This is a genomic window from Flavobacterium microcysteis (genome assembly GCF_006385255.1).
Classification (GTDB): domain Bacteria; phylum Bacteroidota; class Bacteroidia; order Flavobacteriales; family Flavobacteriaceae; genus Flavobacterium; species Flavobacterium microcysteis.
On record NZ_VFJE01000056.1, the window covers coordinates 644,062 to 657,495 of the forward strand.

General features: G+C 38.6%; 4 protein-coding genes. 3 read left to right on the forward strand and 1 reads right to left on the reverse strand.

The annotated features are described in order from the left end of the window. Nucleotides 1-838: 838 nt before the first annotated feature. The 3 genes from FJA49_RS16515 (at nucleotide 839) to FJA49_RS16525 (ending at nucleotide 11,660) form a co-directional block, all read left to right on the forward strand. Nucleotides 839-7,792 carry an Ig-like domain-containing protein gene (locus FJA49_RS16515; protein ID WP_158629498.1) on the forward strand — a complete coding sequence of 2,318 codons (6,954 nt, stop codon included), beginning with the start codon at nucleotides 839-841 and terminating at the stop codon, nucleotides 7,790-7,792. A gap of 263 nt (nucleotides 7,793-8,055) precedes the next feature. Then, entirely contained in the window at nucleotides 8,056-11,442 is a 3,387-nt protein-coding gene (locus FJA49_RS16520) for a lamin tail domain-containing protein (RefSeq protein WP_140002281.1), read from the forward strand. 14 nt (nucleotides 11,443-11,456) lie between these two features. Further along, complete coding sequence (locus FJA49_RS16525) at nucleotides 11,457-11,660, forward strand: hypothetical protein (protein WP_140002283.1); 204 nt, start codon at nucleotides 11,457-11,459, stop codon at nucleotides 11,658-11,660. 68 nt (nucleotides 11,661-11,728) lie between these two features. Here FJA49_RS16525 and FJA49_RS16530 read toward each other — a convergent pair whose 3' ends face one another. Next, complete coding sequence (locus FJA49_RS16530) at nucleotides 11,729-13,318, reverse strand: peptide chain release factor 3 (protein WP_140002285.1); 1,590 nt, start codon at nucleotides 13,316-13,318, stop codon at nucleotides 11,729-11,731. Between the last annotated feature and the right edge of the window lie 116 nt (nucleotides 13,319-13,434).

Below are 13,434 nucleotides of genomic sequence, written 5' to 3' on the forward strand. Positions count from 1 at the left end.
TCATTACAAATACTGTTGATACTACCACATACCAGCTAATTTTTCCTAAGATTAGAGTTAATGTATTAAATTATTTGAGATGAAGATTTTGTATAAAGAATCAAATGCAGTTGGCCGTAATGATGATACAATACTGTCAAATAATTCCATTGTTAGATTTTTTGTAGCTATGGTTTTATTTTTATTGAGTTGTGCAGGCCTTTTTGGCTAGAAAGATTAACAGACAATTATAAAGGTTTTTATTTAAAAAATGCTCTTCTTCCTTTTTTCAAATTAGTGATGGAGAGTTTTTTTATGCTTTGAACAGAATGTTTTACGATTAGTCCAGAAGTTTTTTGAATCATAGACTGTCTTAAAATTAAATAAATAACCAAAATTTCTCTAAAAGTTATGCATTTGTTGTAATGGTTTTAAGTTGAGCTTTATTGCTGAAAGTGTGTCAAAAAGAGGTGTTTTTTTGAGTATATCAGGTAATTTTATAGTTGTTCATAAATTTTTTTCTGAAATATTAATTTTGTGTTAAATATTATATTAATTTTCCGTGTTGATTGAATCGCATTTTTTTATGCAAATTATAAAAGATATTTTAAGGGATTGTCAAATTCTTTAGAAGGCTTTTTTGTCTGTTGTAATATGGGTTTCAATTAACATATGTTCTTACTTTATTTTTAATCAATTTACTTAAACTATGATGAATTATTACACTCTTTCGAGTTTTAGAAAACCATCTAAACTCAGAAAAGGGATTGAGAATTTGGCTGACCCCCGGCCTGATTCTATTTCTCACGGAGCTAGGCCGTCTTGGATTAGCTTGTTTTTGATAGTCATGTTAATGGCTATGAATCATTCAGTTTGGGCCCAGAACTCGGCAAATTATACGTTTGCCACTTCCACTACAGGTTCTCTGGCACTTGATATGAATGGCGGAGCCATTGATATGAGTACAGGAACGACACAGCTGGTAGGTGCTGGTCTTGACGCAACTGCTTCGGCCGTTACTAATATTGGATTTGATTTCCACTTTATGGGTAATCGATTTACCCAGTTTTCGGTTCAGGAAGATGGAATCTTGCAATTGGGAGCAACAGCAGCACCAACCAACACGTATACACTTACTGGTGGTTCAGCTACTTCTCCAAGACTATCGGCTTTTAATGCTGATTTAAGAACGGGTCTGACTACAGGAAAAATTCATTACAAAGTATCGGGCACAGCACCAAACAGAGTTTTGGTAGTTGAATTCCAGAACATGCAGCTTTTTTATACTTCAACTACAAGTGTGGCGGCAACTTCTACATGGCAGATGAGACTTTATGAGAAAGGGAATGTAGAGTATGTTTATGGAGCAATGTCTGCTGTAGATATAGGAACCACAGCTGGTAATAGAGCTCCTTCTATTGGTTTTGCTACAGGAACAGCAACAGGTAGCTTCGCTTCAATTTTGTATGCTGGAAATACAGTTTCTGTAACGAATCCATATGCGGCCAATCCAACTGTAGCTGCTTTAGGAGCTATTGCTAACTTGGATTCTTCTGCGAATGGAAGCAGAAGAGTATACCAGTTAATACCTCCTGGAAACCCAGGAAACGCATTAGCTACGGTTATTCCACCACCTACGTTTTTATCTTTTTCAAGTGTAGGCGGAGGATCAATGACATTGAATTGGGCAGAATCTTCTCCTAATATTGACGTTGTAAAATACGTAATTTTAAGATCTTCTGATGGTGGTGCAACTTATACGCAGGCTGGTATTGTAAACGTAGGAACAACTACTTACAATGCAACTGGCTTAACACCAAGTACTACTTACTCATGGCGTGTTTATGCTATTAGTGAAGGAGGGAAAAGTACAAACTTAGAGGATGTTCAGGCAACAAATCCTCCAGGAACTTTTACTTCTGTAGCGACAGGAAACTGGAATTCTCCAGCTACTTGGGATGCAGGAAGTGTTCCGAATTCTTTTGACAATGCAGTAGTTTCTGCTGGAAATACGGTTACGCTTGACGTGACAGGTTTGACTATCAATAATCTTTCTGTTCAAGGTACTTTAGCTTATGGAACTACGCCAACAAACTTTACGGTAAATGGTAACCTGACTGTGGCGTCAGGTAGTCTCCTTAATGTTTTCAACGGAACTACAGGAAAAACACTTACGGTTGCCGGAAATATCACAAACAATGGTGTGATTGATGTTTCTATAGGGTCGACTACAGCGGGTAACTTAACATTAAGTGGAACTGCTCCACAAACGGTTAGTGGTTCTGGAATATTTAGTACTGGTGTTATCAGAAACTTAACATTTAGCAATACTGATGCGGTGAATACGCCAAACATCAACTGGCTTATCAATGATGTTAAGGTTGCCTATAACTTAAACCTTACGGGAGCCAGAATTAATTTAGGTACAAATAAAATGGCCTTTGGTGTTGCTGCAGCGGGTAATACCCTGACTGCTCCGGCTGGTACAGGATTCTTACCAGGGGCTAAGTTCTCAAGATGGTGGTCAGCCACTGCAACAGGATCAGCTATTACTGCAGGAACAGATCCTACTACTACAACAAGTAGATATCCATTTATCAACAGTGCTGGTGCAAACAGATCAATGTATATTACAAGAACCAATGCAACAGGTGCTGTTGCTGGCGAATTAGCAGTAGTGTATAATGATGCTTCTGGTGTTACAACCGGTTTGGCAGTTGCTGATGGTGCTTATACAGTAAGCGACAGATATAATGGGAACTGGGTAGTTTCAAATGAAGGAACTCCTGTTAGTTCAAGTTCATATACTGTTGTTTTATTAGCTCAAAATGCATTCCCTGCATTGGCTAATGGAAATGCAAGAGTTATGTTTGCTAATGCAGCAATTGGAGGAGCGCACCAAAATGGTACAACAACTCCAGGTGCACAAAGAATTACAGTATCTCAGACAGACTTGCTTTCTGCTCCTTTATACATAGGTGTTTCATCTTCTGATATTCCATTTATTTCTGTTGCTAACGGAAACTGGAATACAGCTGCTACATGGAACAAGAATGCAGTACCAGGTGCTGCTGATACAGTGACAATTGCTAATAACACAACTGTAGCTTTAGACGGAACCAATACTATTACAGGTTTGTCAGTAGCAACCGGTGGTACTTTGAATGCTGCAACTGGAAGTCTTAACTTTGCGTCTCTTACAAATAGTGGTACAGTAAATGTTTCTGGTGCTTCTTTGACTGCTTCTGGTACAGTTACAAATAACAATATTATGAGTGTTACTAGCGGTAGCTTGAATGTTACTGGAGCAAGCACTACTGGTATTACGAACGGAGCAAGTGCGACGCTTACAGTTGGTGGCGGTACAATCAACCTGTCTGCTGCTGGAGCAAATAACCGTACTTTTGCAAACAACGGAATTATGACCGTTACATCAGGAACGGTAAACGTTTTTGGTAACATGGTTCACAATGGAGGTTCTACTTTCAATCAAAGTGGCGGAAACATCAATATTGATGGTAATGATGCTGGAAGCGCTACTAATTCTGTAGCTTCAGGAACACATTTATTAAACATTACTGCAAACGCTGTTACTAACTTGTCTTTAACAGGCGGTACAATTACTATTGTCGATCCTCCTCAAAGCTCAAGTACTTCAACATATGCATTGAGAATTTCTCAAGGAGGAGCTTACAACTCAGCAAGTGCTAACCATACAATCAAATTCGGGGATGGTGTGTCAAATGACAGCAGTACTACAGGAAGTAACGGATTCTATGTGTATCTTTTCCCGGGAAGTTTCCTTTACGGTTTAGGAAATGTTACTGTAGATGCTGGAATTATTGGAACGAATAGATTTGTAAGAACAAATAGTACAACGCCAATTAAAGGTAACTTGAATATTATTTCAGGAGATTACCAAATGGGTAATGGACACCATTTAGCTGGAAACCTTATTAATAATGGTATCTTGACAGCAGGAAGTGTATTAAATATCAATGATTATAATGGTGCTGCTGTAGCATCTACAAATCCTCAGACTATTTCCGGATCTGGTGTTTTCAGAAATTCAGCAACTACTACTACTGCTAACTTGACATCTCTGACAGTTAACAATTCTAATGCAACAGGATTAACTATAGATGTTCCTTTATCAATCAGCGGTACATTAACGCTTACAAGTGGAAAAGTTAATACGACTAACGTTAATTTACTAACATTAGGAACGGCTACAGCTGCTGGAACATTAGTAGGAGGAAGCGCTACAGCTTATGTAAACGGGCCGTTGGCAAGAACTGTCATTAGCGGTAACTCGAATACTACTTACCAACATTTCCCAGTAGGAAAGGCGGCTTATGCACCAATTTGGTTAGCACCGGCTACTACAGCGGTTTCTAACTTTAAAGCAGAAGCTTTTGATTCTAATACAGGTACAGCAGATGTAAGTTTGCTTAATTTATCTGCAACAAGAAGATGGGAAATTCCTTTAATGTCTGGTACAATTAATGACATGAATGTAAGATTAGGAGATGCTTCGATTGTAAGTACTAGCATCCCGGTTCAAGCACTTACTCCAGCAGGTGTTTATACAAATGCTTTTGGAAGTCTTGCTACTTATGCAGCAGGAACTGCGGGAGCTCCTAATACTACACAGTCTAATTTGCCTATTTCTGCTGCAAATTTCACAGGATATGTTTCTTTTGCAGATTCTAATTCTTGTAGCGGTACTCCAAATCCAGGAAACACTGTAGCTTCTTCTACTTCAATTTGTGCTGGTGCTTCAGTAGCGCTAAGTTTGCAAAATGCTGTTTCTGGTTCAGGAGTTACTTACCAATGGAAAAGCTCAACAGACGGAACTGTTTATAATGATATCGCAGCAGCTAACGGACCTACTTTGACTGTAGTGCCAACAGTAGCTACTTATTATGAGTGCGTAGTAACATGTTCTGCTGGGCCAGCTACAGGAACTTCAACTCCTGTACAAATTGTTTTCACTCATCAGGTTGCAACAAATACGCCTGCAACACGTTGTGGAACAGGAACTGTTCAGTTAGCAGCTACACCAAGTGCAGGTGCTACTATCAATTGGTATGCTGCGGCAGCCGGAGGTGCTGCGTTGGGAACTGGAAATACTTTTACAACCCCATCGATTTCTGCAACAACAACTTATTATGCTGCTGCCGAAATATCTACACCTCCTGCGGCTAATACGTTAGGTGCTGGAGCAACAAATTCAACTACTGTAGGACAAACTTTCTTCCCTGGAAGTTGGGGAGGAACTAAGACTCAGTATATTATTAGAGCATCTGAGCTTAATGCTGCAGGTTTTTCAGGTATATCTAATTTTACCAGTTTAGGATTTGAGCCTACAACTTCAGGTCAAACTTACCAAGGATTTACTGTGTCGTTGGCGCATACATCAGCAGCTACAGCTCCAACAACTACTTTTATTAATTCAGGACTGACTCAGGTATATGTTGGAACTGGAACTAATGGTGGATTTACACCGGTAATTAACACGGTAAATACTTTAGCTTTTGGTACTGGTGCAGGCTCAACTTCAGTGTTCAGCTGGGATGGTACTTCTAATATTCTTGTTACGATCTCATGGAGTAGTGTTCCAAGTGCTACAACTTCTTCAGCTTCTTCTTTGAAAGTAGATGATGTTGGATTCGTGGCATCAGCTTACAGACAGAGAGACAGTGCTACTCCGGCAGCGATGTTGTCAGAAACCGATGTAAGTAGTACAACCAATTTCAGACCTAAATTTATAATCAACGGACAATCTATCTGTTCTTCACCTAGAATTCCTGTTGTTGCTACTGTAACGACTGCACCAACTTTTACCTTGAGTGGTAATCCGGCTGCTGTTTGTGGTGGTACTCCTACTGCTGCGGTAACAATTACTGCAGGCGCAGCAGATTATGATACTTATGTATGGTCGCCTTCTACGGGTGTTTCCGGAAATGCTGTTTCAGGATGGATATTTAATACGTCGGCTGCTACTACCTATACGCTTACTGCTAGTAATTCTGTATCAGGTTGTGCGGTTATAGCAACAGTAAATGTTACTATAAATTCAACACCTCCGGCAATTGCGATAACGCCTGATTTGCCTACAGTTTGTGCGGGCAGTATTCAGCCGTTAACAGTGTCAGGAGCAGTGTACTCTGTTCTTTCTGGAGCTGGTACAACTACATCTGGATCTAGTTCTACTTCAGCAACATTAGGGCCAAACCCATTACAGGCTTATTATGGAGGTACAAAACAACAGTGGATTTATACTGCTGCTGAATTGACAGCTTTAGGTTTTGTTCCAAATACAGCAATTAATGGTATAAAACTAGAATTAGTTACAGCTAATACTAGTTATGCTCTTACTAATCTTGTTATAAAGATGAAAAACTCTGCTACGGCAAGCTTCCCTTCTAATACATCTTGGGAGACTGGTATGACAACAGTTAAGGCTGCTTCTAGTTATACTCCGGTAGTAGGTTTGAATAGTTTCGTGTTAGATGCTCCGTTTACTTGGAATGGTACTGATAACTTGATTATCGAAATGAACTATACTAACAATAATGGTGGTAATACGACTACTTATAATACTGCTAAGCATAGTCCTACAACTTTTGTAAGTACTATTTTCTACAGATCAGACAATGTAGCTGTAGCTTTAATGGATGCTTATGCAATGACGGCAAACTATACGTATAGTGCTAGAACTGATATTACTTTCGACTTATTGCATGCAATAACTTGGACATCAACAGGAACAGGCGACTTGTTTACGGATGCAGCTGCCACGGTTCCTTACGTTGCTGGAAGTGCTGCACCAAAAGTTTACGCTAAGCCGTTAACTAACACTACATATACAGCTACAGCCTCAATTGGAACTTGTACTTCATCAGATACTAATTTAGTGACTGTTACGCCAGCCGTAACTCCTAACTTTGCTGAAATCGGAACAATCTGTCAAACAGCTACAGCTCCAACTCTTGGAACGACTTCTCCAAACGGAATTACCGGAACATGGAATCCTGCAACGGTTAATATGACTACAAGCGGAAGTTATGTATTTACTCCTGCTGTTGGACAATGTGCGACAACTCAAACATTGAATGTTGTTATTGTTTCATCAACTACCCCTAATTTTGCTCCAATCGCAGCTATATGCCAGGGATCAACAGCTCCAACATTGGCGACAACGTCTCCAAATGGAATTACAGGAACATGGAATCCAGCAACAATCAGCAATACAGCTAGTGGAAGCTATGTGTTTACACCAGCTGTTGGACAATGTGCTACAACTCAAACGTTGAATGTAACTGTAACAGTTACTCCAGCTCCAACAGGTACTTCTCCACAAGATTTCCCTACAGGTGCGACATTGGCTAGTTTTGCAGTTACTGGTACTGGAATTGTATGGTATGATTCAAGTACATTAGGAAACATATTGCCAGCTACAACTCCATTAGTTTCAGGAACTACTTACTATGCAGCCCAAACAGTTGGTGGTTGCGAAAGTGTTCTGAGATTGCCGGTACAAGCTGGAACGATGCTTAATGTAGGCGGTTTCGATAATGCAAACTTTAAGTACTATCCAAACCCTGTAAACAATATCTTAACTGTATCTTACAGCGAAGCCATAACAGGTCTTAAGCTTTACAATATGGTAGGTCAGCAGCTGATGACTAAATCAGTAAATGCAAATGAAACACAAATTGATATGTCTCATTTGCCAGCAGGATCTTATTTATTAGAAGTATCTGCAGGCAACAAGTCTAAGATGGTTAAACTATTGAAAAATCAATAATCAGTTTTATTGACATAAAATGAAAAGCCTCCTTCGGGAGGCTTTTTTGTTTAAGAAAGAACTTACATTTTTTAAGAGATAAAGTTATTTTTGTTAAGTTAACAAAGGAATTTTATTGTTAAAAAAAGAAGTCAAATCCGATAAAAGTTTGTTTTTTTTCGTCTAATAGCATAAAATTTGGTTTCTTAACAAAAAGGTAATGAGAATGTTTAATATTCTATTAACGAATTGTTAACTTTGTAGCTCACTTTATCCACTAATGAATGAAAACAACTTTACGATTACAATTTTCTAAAGCATTAATAATAGTAATGCTTGGTTTTTTTAATATAGGATATGCTCAATACTATCCTATGAATGGAGGTAATTATTCGCAGGATTTTGCTGATATAGCAAACTGGACTAATAATTTTGCATCAGGAGTAGGTGCGTCTAACTGGTCTGCTGTAGTTGCAAATAGCTCAGGAACTATACCTGATGGTAAAAAGACCACAAAATCATCAGCAACATTTACAACTAGTACAGCAGGAGGTGTCCAAAAAGGTTCAGGAGCACTACTTTTTTTGTCAACAGGTTCTGCAGCCAATGGTGAAGCGGTTGCGGTAGATTTGTTGCTTGATTTTACAGGTTCAAATGCAGGGACATTAAGTTTTGATTGGGTTGCTGTAGATAATGGTAACGGGACAAGACCAACATCCTTAAGAGTTTATTATAGTGTAGATAATGTTAACTTTACGGAGCTTACTGATGCGCAGGTTTTAGAAAAAACAAGTGCTTCTTCGGGCTCGATAACTAACATTCAATTGCCAACGGCTTTTAATAATATAGCTACGGCAAGATTAAGATTTTACAACCATGCAGGTTCAGCTACTGGAGGAGGAAACAGAGATAAGATTTCTATTGACAACTTACTTGTAACTTCAACCAGTTCTTCTTTACCGGCAGTGTTAACAAGTGTAACAGAGTTAACAGATTTTGGTTCTGTAAATGTAGGTTCAGTATCAGGCAATGGTTCTTTTACGGTGTCAGGAACAAACTTAATTGCAAATATCAATGTGGCTGCTCCTTCAGCTAATTTTCAACTAAGCCTTGACGGTACTAGTGGTTGGGGTAGTTCAGTGACAATTCCTTTTGGCTCAGGAACCGTTACAAATGTTCCTGTATATGCCAGATTCTCTCCGCAATCATCAGGTTTGAAAAGCGGATCTGTTACCGTGAATTCTAATACAGCAACACAAAAAACAGTTTCTGTGTCTGGTACAGGTGTTTTTCCTTCGCCTGTTGCTGCTAACGCTACTTTAGTTGGATCAAATGGTTTTACTGCAAATTGGTCTAATGTAAGTATCGCCACATCCTATGCTTTAGATGTATATTCAATAGTAACCGGACCTCCTGCAACAGATTTGTTTATCTCTGAATATGTAGAAGGATCAAGCAGTAACAAAGCAATTGAAATCTACAATGGAACAGGAGCGCCAGTAGATTTAAGTAACTATTCTTTAAGAAAGCAATCTAACGGAAGTGGTTCTTATGGAGGGAATTTAGCTCTTTCAGGTACGTTAAATAATGGTGAAGTTTATATAATAGCGAATTCAGGCTCAAATGCTTCTATCTTGGCGGTTGCAGATGTTACTTTAACTAGTTCTCCGATGGATTTCAACGGAAATGATGCCGTAGGATTATTTAAGAATGGAAACCAAATTGATGAAGTTGGAGTGTTTAATCAGTCAGCAAATTGGGGTCTTGATGTTACTTTAAGAAGAAAATCATCAATACTATCTCCGGTTGTTCCTTATAGTGCTGCAAATTGGGATAGCTATACGACCGACACAATCGATGGTTTAGGAACGCATGCCTTTGACTCAGCAGCAACTGTAGTATATGCTATTCAAAATCAAAATGTAGGAAACGTAACATCATATCCTGTTTCAGGACTGGCACAAGGTATTACATACCACTATGTAGTTCGTGCTATTTCAGGAAGCGATGTTTCTCCAAATTCAAATAGTATTGATGTTACTACAACATCTACAATCACAACATGGAACGGAGTGGCTTGGTCAAACGGGACGCCTTCTGCATCCCTTGATGCTATTATAGCAGGAAATTACTCTACAGGTGCGGCAGCTCCACAAGGTGCATTTACAGCTAAATCATTAGTAGTTAACTCAGGAGTATTTACTGTGGCGTCTGGAACTTCATTGACTGTTGAAAATGCAATTGCGAATAATGCAGGTGTAAACAATTTTATTGTTGAGAGCGGTGCCAATTTAATCCAGGCTAATGCTGTTGCCAATACAGGATCAATCAAAGTAAAAAGAAGCAGTAACCCATTGTACCGTTTTGACTATACTTTATGGTCATCTCCTGTAATCGGACAAAACCTAAAAGCTTTCTCTTCAGCAACACTTTCAAACAGATTTTATACGTACAATACTGCAATGGGCACAAATGGTGATTACGAAGCTATTTTCCCTACGCAAAATGAAGGAACTTATAGCTTTGAAGCAGGAAAAGGATACCTAATCAGAACTCCCGATTCACATCCGGCCTATGTTGAAGGCAATCCAGGAACTGCTATCAATGCAGAATTTGCCGGAGTTCCATACAATCAAAGTGTAAATGTAGCACTTTCAAATGCCACTACAGGTTTTAACCTTGTTGGAAACCCTTATCCGTCTGCGATTTCAATTGCACAATTGTTTTCTTCTAACACAGATGCAATTGACGGGACAATCTGGTTCTGGAGAAAAAGAAATGGTGCTGTAGGAAGCGGTTATGCTACTTCAACAGGAGTAGGAGTAACAAGCGCTCAGCCAGAAGCTGCTGCTTTAAATCCAAATGGTGTGATTAGTGCAGGTCAAGGATTTTTCGTAAAAGTAAAATCAGGTGCTACTCAAAACACATTGAACTTTACTAATGCGCTTCGTTCTGCAACTACAGGAGGTTCCTTCTTTAGAAATTCCAATACAGAAGTGGAAAAACACAGAATCTGGTTAAACCTTTCTAACGGAACTGACGTTGTTGGGCAAACTTTGCTAGGTTATATGGCAGGTGCTACTTCAGGAGTTGATTATGGTATTGAAGGTAGGTATTTTAACGATAGTCCAGTAGCATTCACTTCTTATATAGAAAATCAAGAATTCGCAATTCAGGGAAGAAGCCTTCCATTTACATCTGATGATGTTGTTCCAATGAGCTTCAAAACAGATGTTGCCGGAAACTATACTATTGCAATTGATCATGTTGACGGACTTTTTGCAGGCAGTCAGGAAGTTTTCTTAAGAGACAACGTTGCAGGACAGCTTCATAATCTTAAGTTAGGCGCTTATTCATTTGCTTCTGCAGTAGGTGTATTTAACAATCGTTTTGAAGTTGTTTATAGAGCTGCTCTTGGTGTTAAGGTTCCTGCAATTTCTTCTAACAATATTGTAGTATACAAACAAAATGGTTCTTTGGTTATCAATTCCGGAAATTACATTATGGAGAATATAGAGCTTTATGATATGAGCGGTCGTCTTATTTATATAAAAAATAATGTCGATACTTCTTCTGCTATAATAGCTAATCTTCCTATTGCCAATCAGGTTTTGGTTGTCAAAATTACTACTGTAGAAAATGGAACTGCTAACAAAAAAATCGTTTACTAATACTCCCATCAGATATGAAAAACTCAATTACAACAAAAATATCTAGCTTGTTACTTTTATTATTCTTAAGCACAGCATCTTTTGCACAAAATCCAACAGAAGTGCCAGATGATGAAGATCCAACGCCAGCACCTATCAACGATTATATCGTGCCAATGCTTTTGGCAGGTGTAGTTTTGGGTTACACTTTTATGAAAGGAAAAGCAAAAAAAGCTTAATTATTATAGTGTCAAAACAAAAAAAGGCTGTACATCGTACAGCCTTTTTTTTATTAATGATTTTAGATTTAATCAAATTCTGAAGTAAAAAACAATTTTACGGTTGGGTATTTGTTTTGAGTCATCTGTATTGTAAAATCAGAATCGGCCAAGAACACCAACTGCCCGTATTTGTCGTGAGCCAGGAACTTTTGCTTAATACGCTTAAACTCTTTGAATTCTTCATTTCTGGCATCGTCAGGCTTTACCCAGCAAGCTTTGTGTACCGGGAAGTTTTCATACGAACATTTAGCCCCGTATTCGTGCTCCAGTCGGTATTGGATAACTTCATATTGCAAGGCTCCAACTGTTCCAATTACTTTTCTGTTATTCAGTTCCAGTGTGAAAAGCTGGGCCACACCTTCATCCATCAGCTGGTCGATACCTTTTTCAAGCTGTTTTGATTTCAACGGATCGGCATTGTTGATATAACGGAAATGTTCCGGTGAAAAGCTAGGGATTCCTTTAAAGCTCATCAATTCGCCTTCCGTTAGCGTATCTCCAATTTTGAAGTTTCCGGTGTCGTGAAGTCCTACAATATCACCTGGATAGGAGATGTCGACGATTTCTTTTTTCTCTGCAAAAAAAGCATTAGGACTGGAGAATTTTAAAGTTTTATTCTGGCGTACGTGAAGATAAGGTTTGTTTCTTTCAAATGTACCCGATACGATTTTGACAAAAGCCAGTCTGTCCCTGTGTTTAGGGTCCATATTGGCGTGGATTTTAAATACAAATCCAGATAATTTACTTTCGTATGGATCAACCAGTCTGGTTTCTGATTCTTTTGGTCTTGGAGACGGTGCAATTTCAACAAAGCAATCCAAAAGTTCACGAACTCCGAAATTATTCAGGGCAGAACCAAAGAATACAGGTTGCAGCTTTCCTTCAAGATAAGCTTCTCTGTTGAATTTTGGATAAACTTCATCAATCAATTCCAGTTCTTCACGCAATTTATCAGCCGGTTTTTGACCAATTATTTTTTCCAATTCAGGATTTTGTACATCAGAAAAGGCAATGGTCTCTTCAATATTCTTACGGCTGTCACCGCTAAAAAGATTGATGTTTTTCTCCCATAAGTTATAGATTCCCTGGAAATCATAACCCATTCCAATCGGGAAACTCAATGGTGTAACCGTTAATCCTAATTTCTGCTCCACTTCATCCATCAAATCGAAAGCATCTTTTCCTTCACGGTCTAATTTATTGATGAAAACAATCATCGGGATATTTCTCATTCGGCAAACAGCAACTAATTTCTCTGTCTGTTCCTCAACCCCTTTTGCTACGTCAATAACAACAATAACACTATCAACGGCTGTAAGCGTTCGATAAGTGTCTTCTGCAAAATCCTTGTGACCTGGCGTATCAAGAATATTGATTTTTTTATCCTTATAGTTGAATGCCAAAACAGAGGTAGAAACCGAAATTCCTCTCTGGCGCTCGATTTCCATAAAGTCGGAAGTCGCACCTTTCTTGATTTTGTTGTTCTTTACGGCACCAGCTTCCTGAATTGCCCCTCCAAACAAAAGCAATTTTTCTGTCAGTGTTGTTTTTCCGGCATCGGGATGCGAAATAATCCCAAAAGTTCTTCTTCTTTCTATTTCTTTTTGAAAACTCATATTCTGTATAAAAATGGATTGCAAAAATACTATTTATTCAACAAATAATCAGCGTATAATAATAACAAGAAATTGGAGTTATGCTTTTTATTAAATACCACTCCCTAATACATGAA

Bases quoted from the DNA above. Each gene is read 5' to 3' on its own strand.
- FJA49_RS16515 (WP_158629498.1), top strand. From the start codon at position 839: ATGAATCATTCAGTTTGGGCCCAGAACTCGGCAAATTATACGTTTGCC.
- FJA49_RS16520 (WP_140002281.1), top strand. From the start codon at position 8,056: ATGAAAACAACTTTACGATTACAATTTTCTAAAGCATTAATAATAGTA.
- FJA49_RS16525 (WP_140002283.1), top strand. From the start codon at position 11,457: ATGAAAAACTCAATTACAACAAAAATATCTAGCTTGTTACTTTTATTA.
- FJA49_RS16530 (WP_140002285.1), bottom strand. From the start codon at position 13,318: ATGAGTTTTCAAAAAGAAATAGAAAGAAGAAGAACTTTTGGGATTATT.